We start from the raw sequence: 21,506 nt of genomic DNA on the forward strand, positions 1-21,506 counted from the left end.
CTGATGAGTTGCGCAGCGCACGGTATCATGCGCGCTGCGCCGACAACAGGCGCATCAGACTGAAAATTGCCGCTCCAGTCGGCTGTAGCCAAGGCCGTTAACCTTACGCACTTTTATCTGTACCGGAATGCGCTCTTTCATCGCCTCGACATGGCTGATCACGCCAATGGTTTTGCCACTGGCGTTTAACGCATCCAGTGCATCCAGCGCGGTATCCAGCGTATCCGCATCCAGCGTACCGAATCCCTCATCAAGGAACAGGGATTCAATCCGGGTTTTATCACTGACCAGATCCGAAAGCGCCAGCGCCAGCGCCAGGCTTACCAGGAAGCTTTCGCCGCCCGACAGCGTGCGCGTATCCCGCCTGGCATCAGCCTGCCAGGTATCCATTACCTGCAGCTCCAGGGTATCGCTTGATTTACGCTGCAGCAGATAACGCCCATGCAAGCGATCAAGCTGCTGATTCGCCAGCCAGACCAGGTGATCAAGCGTCAGACCCTGCGCAAAGCGCCGGAATTTATCGCCGCTGCTGGAGCCGATCAGCTGATTAAGGTAACCCCAGTCTTCGACCTGCTGGGTATTCTCTTCAATTTGCTGCAGCAAACTCTGCTGCTGCTGACGCTGCGCATTATCGCTCTCCAGCTGCTGACGCCGTTGCCCTTGCTGACGAACCGTGTCATGCAATAGCTGCTGCTGCGCTGCCAGTACGGCTTCCAGCTCCGGTAGCGTGAGGTTTACATCATCAGGACGTTCAAGCTCATGCTGCGCCAGGCTTTGTTCAGCGCGCAGCGCCAGCGTCATGGCCTGCTGACGCTGCGCCTCCAGCTGCTGACAGCGCTCACGCAGCGCCTGCGCCTCCTGCTCATCCAGCAGTGCGGCACGGAAAGCCGCTTCATCACTAAAATGGCTCGCCTCCAGTGCCTGATTAAACTGCATTAACCGCTCGTCGTAACGTTTCTGTGAGGTCTCCAGCTGCTGCGCCAGCGAATTATGCTGTCCGGTCAGATTATTTAATTGGTCCTGACTTTGCTGCCAGCGCTGTTGCTGTTCACGCGCCTGATTTTCCGCCTGCAACAGACGCTGCTGCCACTGCTGACGAACTTCGGCAATTGTGCTGTCACCCAATAGGCCGTGGCGTTGCTGACGCAGCGTCTCCAGCTGCTGCTGCTGTGACCGCAGCAGGGTTTCAGCACGTTGTTTCTGCTGCGCCAGCTGGGCCAGCTCTTCGTTGACCGCGTTCAGCGCCGTATCGCAGGCGGCGAGGCGCGTCGCAATATCGGTAAGTACTTGCTCGCTTTCCTGCCAGCGCCGCCATTCCTTCTGACGCGCTTCCAGCCACGCCTGTTCGGCCTGCGGCTCCGGCGGCGTAAGCTGATGCTGAGCCAGTTCCTGTGCCAGCGTTTCAGTAAACTGTTGTCGCTGCGTCGTGAGTTGCTGACACTGCTGTTCCGCATCCTGCCGCTGCTGCTGACTGTAGCGCAGCTGCTGTTCCGCCAGCTGGCGCGCCTGTTGCTGTTGTTGCCAGCGTTGCTGACAGGCCGCCAGCGCCTCTTTTGCCTGCTGCAGGCTGCGGGCAGCCTGTTCCAGCTGCTGAAGCTGCTGCTGTAGCCGCTGCTCCTGCTGCTCCTGCTGGCCGATCCAGGCGCTAAGCCCCGCTTCATCCTCCAGAGACAGCGCCAGGTTCGCCGCTGCCAGCAGCGTTTGCCATTCATCCTGCTGGCGCAACAGCTCGCTATGAAGCGTCTGCTGCTGCTGGCTTAGTCGCGCCTGCTGGTTTTGCAACGCCTTTAGCTGTTCGCTACAGGTGACGCCGGCAATTTTTAACTGCTCCTCCTGCTGGCGTATCTCTTCAAGGCGCTGCTGATTTTCCGTTAAGGTCAGCGTCTGGTAGCGTTCCACCGCCGGATGCTCGGTGGATCCGCATAGGGCGCAAGGCTCACCGGCGACTAAGCGCGCGCGTTCCTGCTCAAGGCTAACAATGCGGCGTTCCAGCTCCAGACGCTTTTCCAGATCGACGCGATGCTGATGCTTCTCTTTCCACGCCTGGCGCTGCTCTGTAAGCTGCTGCGTTTGTAGCAGGATCTGCGTATCCAGCGCCTGCAGCTCCTGCTGTTGCTGGGCGTAACGCTGGCTCAGCGGGCGCAGCGTAGAGGAGACGATAGCCAGTTGCTGCCGCAGCGGGCGCTGCTGCTGTAGCTGCTCCAGCTGGTAACGCAGCGTGCTTTCCGGCTGTTGCTGAAGTGCAGTAAGTGCTTGCTCTGCCTGCTGTACCTTCTGGCGCGCCAGCTCCAGTTCGCTTTCCAGCGGAGCGGCCTGAGTCATCAGTTGCGCAAGCTGATGTTGCTGTTCGTCGCACTGTTGCTGATGCTGGCGCTGCCGGTTCTGCAATATGCTCAGGTTCTCCTGAAGCTGTTGCTGTTGCTGAAAACGCGCACGCCAGCCGCCCAGCAGATCGCCCCAGTTCACAACCTGAGCATGATCGCTGCGCCACTGTTGCTCTTGCTGCTGTTGCGTATGCAGCGTCTGATGTTCACTGCTCAACTGCTGCTGACGCTGTTGGCGCTGCTGTAGCGCCTGTTGGTTTTCCTGCAGCGTTTGCTGCTGAAGGCTAAGCTGCTGCGTCAGCGTATCAATTTGATGGTCAAGCGGGATCACCTGTTCGTTGATCAGGCTTTCCTGCTGTCGCCATTGCGTATTCAGCTGCTGCTGTGCCTGTTCAGCCTGTTGCTGTTTGTTCTGTAAAGTTTGTAACTGCTCACTGGCCTGCTGAAGTGAAGCGGAGAGCTGCTGTGCCTGCTGGTTAAGCTGTGCCAGATCCTGCTGTAGCTGCTGACGCTGCTGCCAGAGCGGACGCAGTTTTTCCGCCGGTTCCGATCGCGCCAGTTTCTGACGTTCCGCCTCGGCACATTGCCAGTTATTTTCCGCCTGCTGCTGCGCGCTGCGCGCCTGGTTTTTTTCTTGCTCCAGACGCTGCTGCTGACTCAGCCACTGCTGCTGCTGTCGTAGCGCGTTAAGCTGGAGATGCAGTTGGTTTTCCTGCTGCGCCAGCGCCGCTATTTCACTTTGCAGCGCTATTCGCGTCGCTTCATCCAGCAGCGCCATGCCAGCGGCGCGCGCCCGAAGCTGCTCCAGCTCCACGCGCGCCTGTTTATGTTGCTCATAAATACGCGATGAGAGCTGACCGTAAATCTCAGTGCCGGTCAACTCTTCCAGCAGCTCGGCACGATCGTTGGCGTCAGCGTTCAGGAAGGCGGCAAATTGTCCCTGCGACAGCATCATCGATTTGGTAAAGCGGGCAAAATCGAGACCGGTTAACTGAGCGATCATCTCCAGCTTATCTTTCACCTTATCAGCAACGATGACGTTATCCGCACAGCGCGCCAGCTCCACACGCGGCGCCTGCAGATTGCCGTCCACCGCGCCGCGCGCCCGGTTCTGGCTCCAGAAGGCGCGCCAGGCTTCACCTTGCACCTCAAACTCCACTTCGGCGAGGCATTCGGCGGTATCGCGGCTGATCAGCTCATTTTGCGTTTGGGATATTTTCCCCAGACGTGACGTTTCGTGATAAAGCGCCAGGCAAATCGCATCAAGCAGGGTGGTTTTACCGGCACCGGTTGGGCCGGTGATGGCGAAAAGTCCGCTGCTGGCAAAGGGCTCGCGGGTGAAATCAATTTTCCATTCGCCTTTGAGCGAGTTGATGTTTTTAAAACGCAGGGACAAAATTTTCATGGCTGGCTCTCCTCGCCCTGATAAAGCGCATCCAGCGTGCCGCTAAATAACTGGCGTACGCGCGTGCGCCGCGCCTCATCCATTTCCTCTTCCTGTTCCAGGCGTCGTTCAAAAACCTCCTCTACCTTTAGTTCGTTCAGCGTCTCATTTTGCAGACGAGCAAGCGCTCGCTCACGCTGTTCGCGGCTGCGGCGCATCAGCAGCACCTCCACCGGTAAACCTTCAGTTAGCGCCTGGATATGCTGCTGCATGTTATGCAGATATTCCTGAGTGGTGATTTCGATATCCAGCCACACCGGACGTGACGGAGAGGCATTGGCAAAGGGTTTTAGCTGCTGCTCGATCTCTGCCAGCGTGCCCTTGATGGTCTGCATTGGCTGAAAACCAGGCACCGGCAGCGGCTCAACGCTGGCCAGCTTGCCGTCGGCAAAACTCACCAAAAACACGCTTTTCTCGCTGCCCAGCTCATCGAAGCTGAGCGGCAGCGGAGAGCCGCTGTAGCGAATATGTTCGCTGCCGGCGATGCGCTGTGGGCGATGAATATGCCCGAGGGCAATATAGTCAGCGGCGGGAAACGCCTGCGCCGGAAACGCATCCAGCGTGCCGATATAGATATCGCGCACCGCTTCGCTTTTGCTGACGCCGACGGTGGTCAGATGGCCGGTAGCGATTACCGGCAGCGGTTTTTCCGCCTGCTGGCTAAGCTGACGAGCATGCTGGTAGCTGCGCTGATAGTGCTGCGTAATGGCGTTCAGCAGGCTGATCTGCTTTTGTTCGCCGGACTGACCCGCCTGGCTGCGCATAATGTCACGTGGCCGCAGGAAAGGGATGGCGCACAGCACCGCGCCCGGTGTGCCCTGGCGCGTGGTTAAGGTCAGCACCTGCTCTTCGGGATCGCTGCTGGCAGCGGCAATCACGCGCGTGTTCAAACAGGCCAGCAGTTCGCGTGATTCGTTGAGCGTGGCGACGGAATCGTGGTTGCCGCCCAGCACAATCAGCTGGCAGCCGGTGCGATGCAGATCCACCACGAAACGGTTATAGAGTTCACGTGCATAGCTGGGCGGCGATCCGGTATCAAAGATATCGCCGGCGACAATCACCGCATCGACCTGATGCTCTTCAACACGCTCAATCAGCCAGTGAAAAAAGGCCTGATGCTCGGCGGCACGGCTGCGGGTATAAAAAAACTGACCGAGATGCCAGTCTGAAGTGTGAATAATGCGCATAAAACTCCCAGCTAATAGCAGAACGCCGGGGCGATTATAACCAGAGCTAAGCTGCAGAGGGGAACTGGATTGATCATTACCTGCGTCTGGGTTTCAAAAAATGGTTACTGATTGCTTCACAAAAGCGTTACGAAAGCACCATTGGGGCCGTGCATTTTTCATAAATCTGTCATAAAACTGACGCATAATGACGCCGCAAATCCCCGTGACCAAGAGTCACATTCGCAGGAGCAATAATGGCTAAGCGCATTCTGGTTGTCGAAGATGAAGCCCCCATCAGGGAAATGTTGTGTTTCGTGCTGGAGCAAAATGATTATCAGCCCATCGAAGCGGATGATTATGACAGCGCTGTCAACCTGTTAATCGAGCCATGGCCCGATCTGATCCTGCTGGACTGGATGTTACCCGGCGGCAGCGGCATTCAGTTTATCAAACATCTCAAGCGCGAAGCGATGACGCGCGATATCCCGGTCATGATGCTTACCGCGCGCGGCGAAGAAGAAGATCGCGTGCGCGGCCTGGAAGTGGGCGCCGATGATTACATCACTAAACCGTTCTCACCAAAAGAGCTGGTGGCGCGCATCAAGGCGGTAATGCGCCGCATTTCGCCGATGGCGGTTGAGGATGTGATCGAAATTCAGGGGCTGAGCCTGGATCCTTCTTCGCACCGCGTGATGTCAGATACCACGCCGCTGGAGATGGGCCCGACAGAATATAAATTGCTGCACTTTTTTATGACGCACCCGGAGCGCGTGTACAGCCGTGAACAGCTGCTGAACAATGTCTGGGGCACCAATGTTTACGTTGAGGATCGTACGGTTGACGTGCATATTCGGCGGCTGCGCAAGGCGCTGGAGCTGACCGGTCACGATCGCATGGTGCAAACCGTACGTGGAACGGGTTATCGTTTCTCCGCTCGTTACTGATCGGAGTCTGCCTCGTGCTGGAACGCCTCTCCTGGAAGAGATTATTACTGGAACTGGTGCTGGTCTGTTTGCCCGCGCTGCTGGCTGGCCTGATTATCGGCTATTTGCCGTGGTTCCTGCTGTGCGCCGTACTGCTGTTGCTGGGCTGGCACTTCTGGAATTTGCTGCGTCTGTCACACTGGCTGTGGACCGACCGCTCTATGACGCCGCCTGGCGGTCAGTGGAGCTGGGAGCCGCTGTTTTATGGGCTTTACCAGATGCAGCTACGCAACCGCCGCCGTCGCCGCGAATTGGGAAACCTGATTAAGCGGTTTCGCAGCGGGGCGGAATCCCTGCCCGATGCGGTGGTGCTGACCACCGATGAGGGCACTATTTTCTGGTGCAACGGTCTGGCACAGCAGCATCTGGGGCTGCGCTGGCCTGAAGATAACGGTCAGAACATCCTTAATCTGCTGCGCTATCCTGAGTTTTCCCGCTATCTGCGTCAGCAGGATTTTGTTCGTCCGCTGACGCTGGTGATGAATAATCAGCTGCATATGGAATTTCGCGTAATGCCCTATAGCGAAGGGCAGTGGCTACTGGTGGCGCGCGATGTTACGCAGATGCACCAGCTGGAGGGCGCGCGCCGTAACTTCTTTGCCAACGTCAGCCATGAGCTGCGCACGCCGCTTACGGTGCTGCAGGGCTATCTGGAAATGATGGGCGATGCGGTGCTGGAGGGAAAATCCCGTGAAAAAGCGCTGCAAACCATGCAGGAGCAGACGCGCCGGATGGATGGTCTGGTTAAACAGCTGCTGACGCTTTCACGCATTGAGGCTGCGCCCGCTATCGATCTGGCGGAGAAAGTGGATGTGCCGATGATGCTGCGCCTGCTGCAGCGCGAAGCGGAAACCCTGAGTAATGGCCGGCATCATATTGCGTTTCATGCCGATGCGCAGCTAAAGGTGTTCGGTAACGAAGAGCAGCTCCGCAGCGCCATCTCTAACCTGGTCTATAACGCGGTCAACCATACGCCGGAAGGCACGCATATTGAGGTCAGCTGGCAATTCTGCAAACAGGGCGCGCTGTTTGCAGTGAAAGATAACGGGCCGGGCATTGCCCAGGAGCATCTGCCGCGTCTGACCGAGCGATTTTATCGGGTGGATAAGGCGCGATCGCGGGCCACCGGCGGCAGTGGACTGGGGCTGGCGATTGTTAAACATGCCCTGAGTCATCACGGCGCTCGCCTCACCATTACCAGCCAGCCGCATAAAGGGACCTGTTTTAGTTTTATCCTGCCGACAAGGTTGATTGTCAGCCAGCATCTGCCGGACAATGCGGCGCGTAAAATCTGACGGATGCAAAGTATGAAAATCATCATGGTGCTGCTGCTGCTGTTTTCCGGCGCGCTGCAGGCAAAACCCGCGCTGCTGGCAGGGAATCTCAGCAGCGTTGGCTCAGATACGCTGGGCAACCTAATGGCGCTGTGGGGCGAAAGTTTCAATCTTCAGTATCCGGGCGTTAATGTGCAGGTACAGGCCGCCGGATCCTCCACCGCGCCGACCGCGCTTGCCGCAGGCGCGGCACAGCTGGGCGCAATGAGCCGTCCAATGCAGCTTTCGGAACGTCAGCTTTTTCAGCAGCGCTACGGCTATCCGCCGCTGGCGGTGCCGGTCGCGCTGGATGCGCTGGTGGTGGTGGTGAATCAGGATAATCCGCTGACCCGGCTCAATGCGCAGCAGCTGGACGCGATTTTTTCCGTGACGCGGCGCTGCGGGGCACCCCGTTCACCGCATACCTGGGGCGATTTGGGATTACAACAGCTCAGCTGGCGCGATCGTTCGCTACAGCGGCTGGGGCGTAACTCGGCGTCCGGCACCTGGGGTTTTTTCAAGCAGCAGGCGCTTTGCAACGGCGATTTTCGTCGTGACGTGGGCGAATATCCTGGTTCTGCGGCAGTGGTGCAGGCGGTAGCGGGCAATCTTAATGCCATCGGCTATGCCAGCTTTGGCTTCCATATCAGCGGCGTGAAAACGCTGGCGCTGGCAAAAGAGGGCGAAGCGGTAATGCCCGATGCCACAACGATTCGTAATGGGCGCTATCCCTATGCACGCCCGCTTTATATCTATATCAATAAGCCGCCAGGCAAGATGCCGGAGCCGCTTACCGCCGCGTTTTTACGTCATGTGCTTTCTCCGCAGGGGCAGGCGCTGGTGACCCAGGCGGGCTACTTACCTCTTTCCGAACGGCAAATCCATCAGGCAAAGGCGCTGCTGGGATTATAAGCGCGCCGGTTTTTTCAGCATAAACATGAATATTTTTCATGTCTTGTGAATTTTCCTCCCTTGCCGCTGAACAAAAGTCATGAGACGCTGATTTCAGACATTTAGACATCCAGAAGTCTTAAATATAAAGTTCTGAAACTATTTCATCGGTAAATCAGCGGGGCGGGATCGCCTCGTTACAGGAGTTGAAAATAATGCAAAGAACAACCGCCCCTTTCCGTGCCGACGTGGTTGGCAGCTTTTTACGGCCTGCAGCGATCAAGCGCGCCCGCGAGCAGTTTGCCGCCGGAGAGATTGATGCTGCGGCGCTGCGTCGTGTGGAAGATGAAGCGATCCGCCACGTCGTAGAACAGCAGCGCGCCTGTGGTTTGCAGGTGGTAACCGATGGTGAATTTCGTCGTGCCTGGTGGCACTTTGATTTCTTTGACGGTCTGCAGGGCGTGGAGCGCTATGAGGCGGAGCAGGGGATTCAGTTCAACGGTATTCAAACCAAAGCGCGCGGCGTGCGCGTAACCGGCAAGCTGGGCTTTGGCGATCATCCGATGCTGGAAGATTTCCGCTTCCTTAACAGCATCAGCGGTGACGCTGTCGCTAAAATGACCATCCCCAGCCCGAGCGTGCTGCACTTCCGTGGCGGACGCAAGATGATTGATGCTGAGGTCTATCCAGACCTGGCGGACTATTTTGACGACCTGGCATTAACTTACCGTGATGCCATCAAAGCCTTTTATGATGCAGGCTGCCGCTATCTGCAACTGGATGACACCGTGTGGGCCTATCTCTGCTCGGAAGATCAAAAGCGTCAAATTCGTGAGCGCGGCGATGACCCGGAAGAGCTGGCGCAAACCTATGCGCGCGTACTGAACAAAGCGCTGGAAGGCAAACCAGCAGACCTGACCGTTGGGCTGCATGTCTGCCGGGGTAACTTCCGTTCTACCTGGATCTCTGAAGGTGGCTATGAGCCGGTAGCGGAGATTCTGTTTGGCGGCGTCAATATTGATGCCTTTTTCCTGGAGTATGATAACGAGCGCTCCGGCGGCTTCGAACCGTTGCGCTTTATTAAGCCGGGCAATCAGCAGGTGGTGCTGGGGCTGATCACCACAAAAGTCGGCGAGCTGGAAGATCCGGAAAGCGTGAAGGCGCGTATCGCTGAAGCAACGCAGTATATCGATATCAATCAAATTTGCCTCAGCCCGCAGTGTGGCTTTGCCTCCACCGAGGAAGGCAATAATCTTACCGCGCAGCAGCAGTGGGATAAACTGCGTCTGGTAGTGGATATTGCAAAAAACGTCTGGTGAGTGGCGTAAATGTGTGCAAACAGGCGCGTAAAAACGCGCCTTTTGTGCATTCAGGCCGACAACAATGAAGAAATTAACGCCGGGCTGGTGAAAAAAAAGTCACATCATGTAATGTGCTTTAGGCATAGCTTGAAGTGATTCTCTGGTCTGAAGCCTATATTCGTTATATCACTCTGCTTTTCCGATCCTGTATTGCCTTTCTTCGCTATAAACGTTTTACTTACGCCGCTTATCGCGGCTTTCCTCTGTGAAAAGAACAAAATTAGCTCATATCACTGCGTTTGCGGTCGTGAACAGACATTACTTAATTGATTTGTCCTATCCGACAGCATGTTAGCGTAGAGAGGGTGCAGTAAGCATTCACACAACATCCACCGCAACATCTGTAGCAGGCAATTCAGCTTTATGACACATCGTTTAACGTCGAAAGACATCATTGCGCTGGGCTTTATGACTTTTGCCCTGTTTGTTGGCGCAGGCAACATCATTTTCCCTCCCATGGTCGGTTTACAGTCAGGCGAACATGTCTGGATGGCGGCGCTTGGGTTCCTGGTTACCGCAGTGGGTCTACCGGTTATTACGGTGATCGCGCTGGCACGCGTTGGCGGCGGTATCGATGCGCTAAGCTCGCCAATAGGCAAAGCGGCTGGCCTGCTGTTGGCTACGGTCTGCTACCTTGCTGTAGGGCCGCTGTTCGCCACGCCGCGCACGGCGACCGTTTCCTTTGAAATCGGTATTGCTCCGCTGACCGGCGATGGCGCGATGGCGCTACTGGTTTATAGCCTGATCTATTTCGCGCTGGTGATCGCTATTTCACTTTATCCGGGCAAACTGCTGGATACGGTGGGGCATATTCTGGCACCGCTGAAAATCTTTGCGCTGTTTATTCTGGGCGTGGCGGCGCTGCTGTGGCCTGCGGGAACGCATATTCCGGCTACCGACGCCTACCAGAACGCGGCCTTTTCCAGCGGTTTTGTTAACGGCTATCTTACAATGGATACGCTGGGTGCGCTGGTGTTCGGCATCGTTATCGTTAATGCCGCGCGTTCACGCGGCGTGGACGACGCACGTCTGCTGACGCGTTACACCATTCTGGCCGGTCTGATTGCCGGTGTCGGCCTGACGTTGGTCTACCTGAGCCTGTTTCAGCTGGGGTCCGGCAGTGGTTCGCTGGCCGATCAGAATGCCAACGGCGCGGCAATCCTGCACGCCTATGTGCAGCATACCTTCGGCGGAATGGGGAGCTTCTTCCTGGCGGCGCTGATCTTTATCGCCTGTATGGTAACGGCGGTGGGGCTGACCTGTGCCTGTGCCGAATTTTTTGCGCAATATCTGCCGTTTTCCTATAAAACGCTGGTGTTTATTCTGGGCCTGTTCTCGATGGTGGTCTCTAACCTGGGCCTGAGTCATTTGATTCAGATCTCCATTCCGGTGCTCACTGCCATCTATCCGCCGTGCATCGTACTGGTTGTGCTCAGCTTTACCCTGAGCTGGTGGAACAAAAGCGCCCGCATTATTGCGCCGGTTATGCTTGTTAGCCTGGTATTTGGTATCATCGACGCGATTAAAACCACCGGCTTTAAAGATGTGCTGCCTGCCGTTAGCCAACACCTGCCGCTGGCCGAGCAGGGGCTTGCCTGGCTGCCGCCTTCGCTGGTTATGCTGATCGTTACGGCATTAGCCGACCGCATGATGGGGCAAGAGCGGGTCAGGGCGCATCATTAAACCTGATACAATTCGGTCTTAACCACGGGCATGCCCGTGGTTTTTCATTTCCACAGGTAAGATGTCATTATGCAAGAAACCAATAAGCTCAAACGCGGATTGAGCACACGCCATATTCGTTTTATGGCGCTGGGATCGGCGATTGGGACCGGGCTGTTTTACGGTTCTGCCGATGCAATAAAAATGGCCGGGCCGAGCGTGCTGCTGGCCTACGTTATCGGCGGTGCCGTGGCGTACATTATTATGCGTGCGCTGGGCGAAATGTCCGTCAACAATCCGCAGTCCAGCTCTTTCTCGCGTTACGCGCAGGATTATCTTGGCCCGATGGCGGGCTACATCACCGGCTGGACCTACTGCTTTGAAATCCTGATAGTTGCGATTGCCGACGTTACCGCGTTCGGTATCTATATGGGCGTCTGGTTCCCCGACGTGCCGCACTGGATTTGGGTTCTGAGCGTGGTGCTGGTGATCGGCGCCGTTAACCTGATGAGCGTCAAAGTCTTTGGCGAGGTGGAGTTCTGGTTCTCTTTCTTCAAGGTCGCCACCATTATCATTATGATCGCAGCGGGCCTGGGCATGATTATCTGGGGGATCGGCAACGGCGGCCAGCCAACCGGCATCCATAATCTGTGGACCAATGGCGGTTTCTTTGCGCACGGCATTGTCGGCATGCTGCTGTCGCTGCAGATGGTGATGTTTGCCTATGGCGGCATTGAAATTATCGGTATCACCGCCGGTGAAGCGGAAGATCCGCAAAAATCGATTCCGCGTGCCATTAATTCGGTGCCCTGGCGTATTCTGGTTTTTTACGTGGGTACGCTGTTTGTGATTATGTCGATCTATCCGTGGAACCAGGTTGGCACGCAGGGCAGCCCCTTTGTTTTGACTTTCCAGCATCTGGGCATTGCGGCTGCGGCCTCTATTCTGAACTTTGTGGTGCTGACCGCCTCGCTCTCGGCGATTAACAGCGATGTATTTGGAGTGGGGCGCATGCTGCACGGTATGGCGCAGCAGGGCCATGCGCCAAAGATGTTCATGAAAGTCTCCGATCGCGGCATTCCGTGGGTAACGGTTGTAGTGATGATGCTGGCGATGTTGATTGCGGTTTATCTGAACTACCTGATGCCGGAAAAAGTGTTCCTGGTTATCGCCTCGCTGGCCACCTTCGCCACCGTTTGGGTATGGATTATGATCCTCTGTTCGCAGATCGCTTTCCGCCGTACGTTGAGTAAGCAGCAGGCGCAGGCGCTGAAGTTCGCGCTGCCGGGCGGCAGCTATACCGCCATTTTCGGCGTGCTGTTCCTGGTGTTCATTATCGGTTTAATCGGTTATTTCCCGGATACCCGCATTTCGCTCTATGTCGGTGCGATCTGGATTGTGCTGTTGCTGGCGGGCTATAAGCTGGTGCGTAAGAAGTCAGCATGATAAAAAAAGCCGCAGCGATGCGGCTTTTTTTATGGGTATAGTAATTAATGCCTTTCTGGTTATTAACCGCCCTGAATGAAGTCTGTATTTCAGGGCCAGATATAAACAGAGTTGGGTGGCTGACTAAAGGTGAGGCTTATTCTCTGCGTTAGCGGCAAAAGCACGCCAGTCATAACCGGTCGGCGTTTGATGGACGCGCAGACCAAAGGCTGGCAGCACCGCATAGATATAGTCAAAAATATCAGCCTGAATACGCTCATACTCCAGCCATACCGTGGTATTGGTAAAAACATAAATTTCCAGCGGCAGTCCATCGGTACCGGGTGCCAGTTGTCGCACCATCAGGGTCATGTTTTGATGGATCTGCGGATGACTTTTCAGCCAGGCCTCCAGCCAGGCGCGGAAAGTACCGATATTAGTCAGATGGCGTCCATTTAACGGTATGTTTAAATCGCTGCTTAAATGCGCATTATGCTGTTCGATCTCAACCATTTTCTGTTTGATATAAGGCGTTAATAGCTGCGCATGCTGTAGCTGTTCCAACTCATCCTTGTTCAGAAAGTGAATGCTGGTGGTATCGATATTGATGCTGCGCTTGATCCGGCGTCCGCCTGATTCCGACATACCACGCCAGTTTTTAAACGAGTCGGCAATCAGCGCATAGGTGGGAATAGTGGTGATGGTGTTATCCCAGTTGCGCACTTTTACCGTTGTCAGCCCAATATCGATTACGGCACCATCTGCGCCATATTTAGGCATATCCAGCCAGTCGTTCAGCTTTAACATGTCGTTTGCCGACAGCTGAATACCCGCCACCAGACCCAGAATCGGATCTTTAAACACCAGCATCAGCACGGCGGTCATCGCGCCCAGGCCGGTAATCAGCACCAGCGGCGATTTACCCATCAGCACTGAAATAATCATGATGGCAAACAGGATAGCTGCCACCAGCTTGATACTCTGAAAAATACCGCGCAGCGGCAGCTGTCGGGCAAGCGTGCTGTTAGCTGATAGCTCCAGCAGAATGTCTAACAGCGAAAACAGCATCAACAGTAAAAAGAGCATCATCCAGACCTGCGAAAACACCAGCAGAACGGCGTGCAGCGGCTCACTGTTGGACAAAAACAGGTCGATCTGGATATTGAGCAGAACGCCCTGCAGCAATAGGGCAAAGCGGTTAAAAAGGTGATTATCGATTAATGATTTCGCCCATTGCTGGCTTGAGGCGTAGGCGCGACGTTTTAACATCGGCAATACGGCACGGTGAAGCAGCCAGTGAGCGAGCAGCGAGATCAGTAATACGATAGCAATAACTATCGCTAAAGAGAGCGGCGTGGCGTAAGGCACATCAAAATGATGAAGCCAAAAAAGAATTTGGTGTTGCATATTATCTCCCTGAGAATAGTGCTCTTCCTGTTGAAATAAGAATTCCGCAACTGCCCTGCGGAACAGGCCCGGCCTGCAGGAACCAACATAACGGCCAGGCTGAGAAAAAGCTATAGCTGCTGTGCGGCAGCGCGTGCCATTAATTGTGGATAAAATTGCCAGAAAAAAGTTTCAAGCGCCGCGTAATTATTAAAAAAATCCTGCCAGGAATCGGCCAGCGCCGCCAGACGCGGACGCCGTGCTGCCATTCCGCATAAAACCTGTTGCAGGTAATCGGCTTCGGCGTAGCGTTCCATCCAGCGTTCACGCCACAGATAGCCGTTAAGCCGCTGAAAACCTTCTGGCAACTGCGGCAACATCGGCTCGATTTGCGCCTGAGCGCGCGCCAGAAACAGCGGCAGCGACACCTCTGGCTCAATGCGATCCCAGTGACGTGATAAAAAATGATCCCACACCACATCCAGCGTAACAGGCGCAACCCGACGCGTTTCGGGACGAAACAGCCGTTTGGCGCTCAGGACTTCGGGTAAGGAGTCGGTAAGGGCATCAAGGCGACGGTGTAGCGCGATGCCGGCGGCGATATCGGCAGGCCACTGTAGGTGCGGATTGCCGCGTACATAGTCCGCCATCAGGTTGCCTGTCAGCGAGCTGTTGGCAAGCCGGGCTAAATGGAGATGAGCAAGAAAGTTCATCCTGGCATTATACGCTAACAGAATGGTTACCGGGTAACAGTTCAGAATTTCCCGCTTTTCCGCTAGACTATGCCGCCTGTTTGTTAGCCGTAAGACATTGAGCATGCGCGTCGCTGATTTTTCTTTTGAATTACCTGAATCATTAATTGCCCACTATCCGCAGCCTCAGCGTAGCGGATGCCGACTGCTGTCGCTGAACGGTCCTGATAGCGCTTTAAGCCACGGCGTGTTCACCGATGTGCTGGATAAGCTTAACCCCGGCGATCTGCTGGTGTTCAATAACACCCGCGTCATCCCGGCGCGTGTCTATGGGCGTAAAGCCAGCGGCGGTAAGATTGAAATGCTGGTAGAACGCATGCTGGATGACAAGCGTGTGCTGGCGCACGTCCGCGCCTCTAAAGCGCCGAAGCCGGGCGCAGAGCTGCTGTTTGGCGATGATGAAAGCGTGCGGGCAACAATGGTTGCGCGTCATGATGCGCTGTTCGAAATTCAATTTGATGATGAACGCGACGTACTGGGCATTCTCAACGCTATCGGTCACATGCCGCTGCCGCCCTATATCGATCGTCCAGATGAAGAGGCTGACCGCGAGCTTTATCAAACGGTTTACAGCCAGAAGCCGGGCGCAGTGGCCGCGCCGACCGCTGGTCTGCACTTCGACGAGCCGCTGCTGGCCGCGCTGCGGGAAAAAGGCGTTGAGATGGCATTTGTGACGCTGCACGTGGGCGCGGGAACCTTCCAGCCGGTGCGCGTGGACAGCATTGAAGATCACATCATGCATTCCGAGTATGCTGAAGTGCCGCAGGAGGTTGTGGATGCGGTGTTAGCCTGTAAGGCGCGCGGCAACCGGGTGGTCGCTGTGGGCACCACCTCGGTGCGCTCGCTGGAGAGCGCGGCGCAGGCGGCACAGGATGCGCTGATTGCGCCGTTCTTCGACGATACCCAAATCTTTATCTATCCCGGCTATCGCTATCAGATTATTGATGCGCTGATCACCAATTTCCATCTGCCGGAATCCACGCTGATTATGCTGGTTTCCGCGTTTGCTGGTTATCGCCACACCATGAACGCCTATCGCGAGGCAGTAGCTGAGCAATATCGCTTTTTCAGCTACGGCGATGCGATGTTTATTACCCGCAATCCCCAGGCGCCGGAGGAAAAAGTCGGCGGCTGATTAACCGACGCCGCAGCTGCGGCGTCGTGATATTAACCATGCATCAGACTGTTTCTCTGATGGAGGCAACGTGAAGTTTGAATTAGATAAAAAAGATGGCCGCGCGCGTCGTGGTCGTCTGGTTTTTGATCGTGGCGTCGTAGAAACCCCGGCCTTTATGCCGGTGGGCACCTACGGCACGGTAAAAGGCATGACGCCGGAAGAAGTCAAAGAGACCGGCGCGCAAATTCTGCTGGGCAATACGTTCCACCTTTGGCTGCGTCCGGGGCAGGAGATTATGAAGCTGCATGGCGATCTGCATGATTTTATGCAGTGGCAGGGGCCGATTCTCACCGACTCCGGCGGTTTTCAGGTCTTCAGCCTTGGCGACATTCGTAAAATCACCGAAGCGGGCGTCCATTTTCGCAATCCGATTAACGGCGATGCGATCTTCCTCGATCCTGAGAAATCGATGGAGATCCAGTACGATCTCGGTTCCGATATCGTGATGATCTTTGATGAGTGCACGCCTTACCCGGCGGACTGGGATTATGCCAAACGCTCGATGGAAATGTCGCTGCGCTGGGCGCAACGCAGTCGTGACCACTTCGATAAGCTGGGCAACAAGAATGCGCTGTTCGGCATTATTCAGGGCAGCGTTTACGAAGATTTACGTGATGTCTCAGTCAAAGGACTGGTGGAGATCGGCTTTGATGGTTACGCTGTGGGCGGCCTGGCGGTCGGTGAGCCGAAGGAAGATATGCACCGTATTCTGGAGCATGTCTGCCCGCAGATCCCGGAAGATAAGCCACGTTATTTAATGGGCGTTGGCAAGCCGGAAGACCTGGTTGAAGGCGTACGTCGCGGTATCGATATGTTCGATTGCGTCATGCCGACGCGTAACGCGCGTAACGGTCACCTGTTTGTCACCGACGGCGTGGTTAAAATCCGTAATGCCAAACATAAAGATGATACGTCGCCGCTGGATGCAGAGTGTGATTGCTACACCTGTCGCAATTACAGTCGCGCCTACTTGCATCATCTTGATCGTTGTAACGAAATACTCGGTGCGCGTCTGAATACCATTCATAACCTGCGTTATTACCAGCGCCTGATGGCGGGTTTACGCCAGGCTATTGAAGAAGGTAAATTAGAGTGCTTCGTCAGTGAATTCTATACGCGGACGGGCAAAGCGGTTCCGCCATTAAACGCTTGATAATTAAACAATGAGGGAAAGTTGATGAGTTTTTTCATTTCTGACGCAGTGGCAGCAGCAGGCGCACCGTCGCAGGGAAGCCCCTACACGATGGTTGTGATGTTGGCGGTTTTTGGCCTGATTTTCTATTTTATGATCCTGCGTCCGCAGCAAAAACGTGCCAAAGAGCATAAAAAACTGATGGACTCGATCGGCAAAGGCGATGAGGTATTGACTACCGGTGGTCTGGTGGGTCGCGTGACCAAAGTGGCCGACAACGGCTACATTGCTATCGCACTCAACGATAACAACGAAGTAGTTATCAAACGTGATTTCGTGGCTGCCGTCCTGCCGAAAGGTACTATGAAGGCGCTGTAATTCTTTGTTTTCCCTAAGGGAACTGCCGTGTTAAACCGTTATCCTTTGTGGAAATACATTATGCTGATCGTGGTGCTTGCCGTCGGTCTGCTGTATGCACTTCCCAACCTTTATGGAGAGGATCCGGCTGTTCAAATCACTGGCGCGCGCGGAAGCGCCGCCAGTGAGCAAACGCTGGACCAGATCCAAAACGTCTTAAAACAAGAGCATATTCAAAGCAAATCTATTGCGCTGGAGCAGGGCGCTATCCTGGCGCGTTTCTCTACCACAGATGTGCAGCTGCGCGCGCGTGAAGCGCTGATGAAAACGCTGGGCGACGATTACGTCGTCGCACTCAATCTGGCGCCTGCCACGCCGAAATGGCTGGATATGCTGGCAGCGCAGCCGATGAAGCTCGGTCTGGATCTGCGCGGCGGTGTCCACTTCCTGATGGAAGTTGATATGGATACCGCGCTGGGTAAGCTGCAGGAGCAGAATACCGACAGCCTGCGTAGCGATCTGCGTGAGAAAGGCATTGCCTACACCAACGTACGCAAAATCGAAAATTACGGCGTGGAAATCCGCTTCCGTGACGCCGATGCGCGTGACAATGCCGTTAACTATCTTTCAACGCGTCATCGCGATCTGGTGATTAGCAGCCGTGGCGATAACCTGCTGCGTGCGGTAATGAGCGATGAGCGTTTGCGTGAAGCGCGTGAATATGCTGTTCAGCAGAACATTAACATTCTGCGTAACCGTGTTAACCAGCTGGGTGTAGCGGAGCCATTGGTTCAGCGTCAGGGAGCCGATCGCATCGTGGTTGAGCTGCCGGGCATTCAGGATACCGCGCGCGCGAAAGAGATTTTGGGCGCAACGGCAACGCTGGAATTCCGTCTGGTGAATACCGTGGTGGATGCCACTGCAGCGGCTAAAGGCCGTGTACCGGGCGATTCAGAAGTGAAGCAAACGCGCGAAGGCCAGCCGGTTGTGCTGTACAAACGGGTGATCCTCACCGGTGACCACATTACCGATTCCACCTCCAGCACCGACGAATATAATCAGCCGCAGGTTAATATCTCGCTCGATAGCGCGGGCGGCAACATGATGTCGACCTTTACCAAAGATAATATTGGTAAGCCTATGGCGACGCTGTTCGTTGAATATAAAGACAGTGGTAAGAAAGATGCCAACGGCCGCTCTATCCTGGTGAAACAGGAAGAGGTAATTAACGTAGCGAATATTCAGTCACGCCTGGGCAACAGCTTCCGTATTACCGGCATCAACAACCCGAATGAAGCGCGTCAGCTTTCGCTGCTGCTGCGCGCCGGTGCGTTGATTGCGCCGATTCAGATTGTTGAAGAGCGCACCATTGGCCCAACCATGGGGCAGCAGAATATTACCCAGGGTCTGGAAGCCTGTCTGTGGGGCTTGATCGCCTCGATCGTATTTATGGTGGTTTACTATAAAAAGTTCGGCGTCATTGCCACCAGCGCGCTGGTGGCCAACCTGATCCTGATCGTCGGCATTATGTCATTGCTGCCGGGCGCGACCTTAACCATGCCGGGCATTGCCGGTATCGTTCTGACGCTGGCGGTGGCGGTGGATGCTAACGTGCTGATAAACGAGCGTATCAAAGAAGAGCTGAAGAATGGCCGTACTATTCAGCAGGCAATTCATGAGGGCTATAAAGGGGCGTTCTCCAGTATCATTGATGCCAACCTCACTACGCTTATCACCGCGATTATTCTGTATGCGGTTGGCACCGGCTCGATTAAGGGCTTTGCCATCACCACCGCCATTGGTGTGGGAACCTCGATGTTCACTGCCATTGTTGGTACGCGTGCCATCGTTAACCTGTTGTATGGCGGCAAACGCATCAACAAGCTGTCTATCTGAGGAGTAGGTTGTGGCACAGGAATATAGTGTTGAACAATTAAACTACGGCCGTAAAGTTCATGACTTTATGCGCTGGGATAAGCTGGCCTTTACCCTGTCAGGGTTGCTGCTGATCGCATCAGTGATCATCATGGGCGTACGCGGGTTTAACTGGGGACTCGATTTTACCGGCGGTACGGTAATTGAAATTTCTCTGGAAAAACCTGCCGAGCTGGATACGTTGCGCGGCGCGCTGGAGAAATCAGGCTTTGTTGAGCCGCAGGTGCAGAATTTCGGCAGCAGTCGTGACGTAATGGTCCGTCTGTCGCCGAATGCCGGCAACGCAGGGCAGGCGTTGGGCAATAAGGTGGTCTCGGTAATCAACGAGGCTGCCGGCCAGAATGCGACCGTTAAGCGTATTGAGTTTGTTGGCCCCAGCGTCGGCAGCGATCTGGCGCAGGCGGGCGGTATGGCGCTGTTGATGGCGCTGATCGCTATCCTGATCTATGTGGGCTTTCGCTTCGAGTGGCGTCTGGCGCTTGGTGCCGTGCTGGCGCTGGCGCATGACGTCATTATTACGCTCGGTATCCTGGCGCTGTTCCATATTGAGATCGATTTAACCATCGTCGCCTCGCTGATGTCGGTTATCGGTTACTCACTGAATGACAGTATCGTGGTTTCCGACCGTATTCGTGAAAACTTCCGTAAGATCCGTCGCGGAACGCCTTATGAAATCGTGAACGTTTCGCTGACTCAGACGCTGAGTCGTACCATTATGACCTCAGCAACCACGCTGGTGGTGGTGCTGATGCTGTTTATTTTCGGCGGCGCGCTGCTGGAAGGGTTCTCGCTGACGATGCTGATCGGCGTTTCCATCGGTACGGTTTCTTCTATCTACGTTGCTTCCGCGCTGGCGCTGAAGCTGGGCATGAAGCGTGAACATATGCTTCAGCAGAAAGTAGAAAAAGAGGGCGCTGACCAGCCTTCCATTCTGCCGTAAGGCAACGGTGGTAAGCTAAATAAAAGGCCGCGTAAGCGGCCTTTTTCATTTCCGCAAAGCGCGGCCTAATCCCTTTAACCTGTTATTTGCGCCGCTCAGTTTAACGGCTCAATATTATGTACCCGTACATATCCTAACTGCTGCGGCGACAGGCCGCTCAGGCGCAGCGGAACCGGCTGTCCGGCTTTAGGCAGCAGAGTATTACGTACCTCAATGGTTTGCGACAGCGCACCGGCGCTGAGAGGTTTGCCGGTGGCGCTATCCAGTTCTCCCCATTCGACCTGCATTCTCAGGTTTTGCAAAGGGCGATCGTCTGCCGAACGCAGCGTAAGCAAGGCGCGGGTGCCGCTCGCCTCTGGTTCAATGCGCGTCAGCGTTAACATCAGTGGCCCCGCCTGGCTTTTTAGCTCAACGCGCGTATTCGCCGCTGGCAGCAGCCATGCGCCCTGGCTGGAGTGGCTGTTTAACTGGTTTTGCTGTTCCAGCGCGCTGGCCTGGCGCGTCAGCTGATTAACCTGCTGATTAAGCTGTTTCACCTCGCTCTGTAGCGCCTGATTTTTTGCCGGAGAAGGAGCAGCGCAGCCGTTAAGCAGCGCTGCGGTCAATAACGGCAGCAGAAAAAGACCCTTTTTCATTTTCACTCTCCTTTTAACGCTTTTACTTACAAGCTTAGGTGAAAGCGTACGGGAGGGCGAAAAAGCGCACGGGCCGCACAGAAAAATGCGTCGTCAGCCCGCCGAGGCTTTGGTTGTCAGGGGCTTCGGGGTACACTAAGGTTTCATTTCGTGAAGAATCAGGATATGTCATGCATTGCCCATTCTGTTCCGCCGTGGATACCAAAGTAATTGATTCTCGTCTGGTTGGTGAAGGCACCTCTGTGCGCCGCCGCCGTCAATGCCTGGACTGCCATGAGCGTTTTACCACCTTTGAGGTGGCGGAACTGGTGATGCCACGCGTGATTAAAAGCAACGATGTCCGCGAGCCGTTTAATGAGGATAAGTTGCGCAGCGGCATGGTTAAAGCGCTGGAAAAGCGCCCGGTTAGCTCTGATGCCGTTGAAAACGCCATTAGTCATATCAAAACTCAGCTGCGCGCTACAGGCGAACGCGAAATTCCCAGCAAAATGATCGGCAACCTGGTGATGGATGAGCTGAAAAAACTCGATAAAGTTGCCTATATTCGTTTTGCATCCGTCTATCGCAGCTTTGAAGATATTCGTGAATTTGGCGAAGAGATCGCCCGTTTACAGGATTAA

At 55.1% G+C, this 21,506-nt stretch carries 17 protein-coding genes; 12 read left to right on the top strand and 5 right to left on the bottom strand.

Features of this window, described 5'->3' with window-relative positions:
• Positions 1-54: 54 nt before the first annotated feature.
• Positions 55-3,729, bottom strand: coding sequence for an AAA family ATPase (locus ACQE3Y_RS04210; protein ID WP_426980963.1), 3,675 nt, complete (start codon positions 3,727-3,729; stop codon positions 55-57).
• Positions 3,726-4,955, bottom strand: coding sequence for an exonuclease subunit SbcD (gene sbcD / locus ACQE3Y_RS04215; protein WP_426974640.1), 1,230 nt, complete (start codon positions 4,953-4,955; stop codon positions 3,726-3,728). The genes ACQE3Y_RS04210 and sbcD overlap by 4 nt, the downstream gene beginning before the upstream one ends.
• A gap of 236 nt (positions 4,956-5,191) precedes the next feature.
• Here sbcD and phoB point away from each other — a divergent pair, with 236 nt between their 5' ends.
• From phoB to proY, 6 genes are all read left to right on the top strand, one after another.
• Positions 5,192-5,881 carry a phosphate response regulator transcription factor PhoB gene (gene phoB / locus ACQE3Y_RS04220; RefSeq protein WP_085067747.1) on the top strand — a complete coding sequence of 230 codons (690 nt, stop codon included), beginning with the start codon at positions 5,192-5,194 and terminating at the stop codon, positions 5,879-5,881.
• A 14-nt stretch (positions 5,882-5,895) separates the two neighbouring features.
• The gene (phoR, locus tag ACQE3Y_RS04225; RefSeq protein WP_426974639.1) at positions 5,896-7,215 is read left to right on the top strand and encodes a phosphate regulon sensor histidine kinase PhoR; all 1,320 of its coding nucleotides are present in this window, start codon (positions 5,896-5,898) and stop codon (positions 7,213-7,215) included.
• A gap of 12 nt (positions 7,216-7,227) precedes the next feature.
• Positions 7,228-8,145: a PstS family phosphate ABC transporter substrate-binding protein gene (locus ACQE3Y_RS04230; RefSeq protein WP_426980964.1), complete on the top strand. Its 918-nt coding sequence runs from the start codon at positions 7,228-7,230 to the stop codon at positions 8,143-8,145.
• A 194-nt stretch (positions 8,146-8,339) separates the two neighbouring features.
• The gene (locus ACQE3Y_RS04235) at positions 8,340-9,443 is read left to right on the top strand and encodes a cobalamin-independent methionine synthase II family protein (RefSeq protein WP_426974638.1); all 1,104 of its coding nucleotides are present in this window, start codon (positions 8,340-8,342) and stop codon (positions 9,441-9,443) included.
• 405 nt (positions 9,444-9,848) lie between these two features.
• Complete coding sequence (gene brnQ, locus ACQE3Y_RS04240; RefSeq protein WP_426974637.1) at positions 9,849-11,168, top strand: branched-chain amino acid transporter carrier protein BrnQ; 1,320 nt, start codon at positions 9,849-9,851, stop codon at positions 11,166-11,168.
• Positions 11,169-11,237: 69 nt separating this feature from the next.
• Positions 11,238-12,593, top strand: coding sequence for a proline-specific permease ProY (gene proY / locus ACQE3Y_RS04245; RefSeq protein ID WP_426974636.1), 1,356 nt, complete (start codon positions 11,238-11,240; stop codon positions 12,591-12,593).
• 123 nt (positions 12,594-12,716) lie between these two features.
• Here the strand turns inward: proY and ACQE3Y_RS04250 are convergent, their stop codons facing one another.
• The gene (locus ACQE3Y_RS04250; protein WP_426980965.1) at positions 12,717-13,979 is read right to left on the bottom strand and encodes a mechanosensitive ion channel family protein; all 1,263 of its coding nucleotides are present in this window, start codon (positions 13,977-13,979) and stop codon (positions 12,717-12,719) included.
• Between the two features lie 110 nt (positions 13,980-14,089).
• Positions 14,090-14,671 carry an ACP phosphodiesterase gene (locus ACQE3Y_RS04255; RefSeq protein WP_426974634.1) on the bottom strand — a complete coding sequence of 194 codons (582 nt, stop codon included), beginning with the start codon at positions 14,669-14,671 and terminating at the stop codon, positions 14,090-14,092.
• A gap of 103 nt (positions 14,672-14,774) precedes the next feature.
• Here ACQE3Y_RS04255 and queA point away from each other — a divergent pair, with 103 nt between their 5' ends.
• The 5 genes from queA to secF all read left to right on the top strand — a co-directional run bounded on the left by queA (position 14,775) and on the right by secF (position 20,251).
• A complete protein-coding gene (queA, locus tag ACQE3Y_RS04260; protein ID WP_426980966.1) occupies positions 14,775-15,845 on the top strand; it encodes a tRNA preQ1(34) S-adenosylmethionine ribosyltransferase-isomerase QueA in 1,071 nt (356 codons plus the stop codon).
• A gap of 70 nt (positions 15,846-15,915) precedes the next feature.
• Positions 15,916-17,040, top strand: coding sequence for a tRNA guanosine(34) transglycosylase Tgt (tgt, locus tag ACQE3Y_RS04265; RefSeq protein ID WP_250652041.1), 1,125 nt, complete (start codon positions 15,916-15,918; stop codon positions 17,038-17,040).
• 24 nt (positions 17,041-17,064) lie between these two features.
• Positions 17,065-17,397: a preprotein translocase subunit YajC gene (gene yajC, locus ACQE3Y_RS04270; protein WP_085067738.1), complete on the top strand. Its 333-nt coding sequence runs from the start codon at positions 17,065-17,067 to the stop codon at positions 17,395-17,397.
• A 27-nt stretch (positions 17,398-17,424) separates the two neighbouring features.
• Complete coding sequence (gene secD, locus ACQE3Y_RS04275) at positions 17,425-19,272, top strand: protein translocase subunit SecD (protein ID WP_426980967.1); 1,848 nt, start codon at positions 17,425-17,427, stop codon at positions 19,270-19,272.
• A 10-nt stretch (positions 19,273-19,282) separates the two neighbouring features.
• Complete coding sequence (secF, locus tag ACQE3Y_RS04280; protein WP_426974631.1) at positions 19,283-20,251, top strand: protein translocase subunit SecF; 969 nt, start codon at positions 19,283-19,285, stop codon at positions 20,249-20,251.
• A gap of 95 nt (positions 20,252-20,346) precedes the next feature.
• Here the strand turns inward: secF and ACQE3Y_RS04285 are convergent, their stop codons facing one another.
• A complete protein-coding gene (locus tag ACQE3Y_RS04285; protein ID WP_426974630.1) occupies positions 20,347-20,886 on the bottom strand; it encodes a DUF3251 domain-containing protein in 540 nt (179 codons plus the stop codon).
• A 170-nt stretch (positions 20,887-21,056) separates the two neighbouring features.
• Between ACQE3Y_RS04285 and nrdR the strand changes: the two genes are divergently transcribed.
• Positions 21,057-21,506, top strand: a complete 450-nt coding sequence (gene nrdR, locus ACQE3Y_RS04290) for a transcriptional regulator NrdR (RefSeq protein WP_038627640.1) — start codon at positions 21,057-21,059, stop codon at positions 21,504-21,506.

Source organism: Pantoea sp. FN0305 (assembly GCF_050113845.1).
Taxonomy (GTDB): Bacteria; Pseudomonadota; Gammaproteobacteria; order Enterobacterales; family Enterobacteriaceae; genus Mixta; species Mixta alhagi.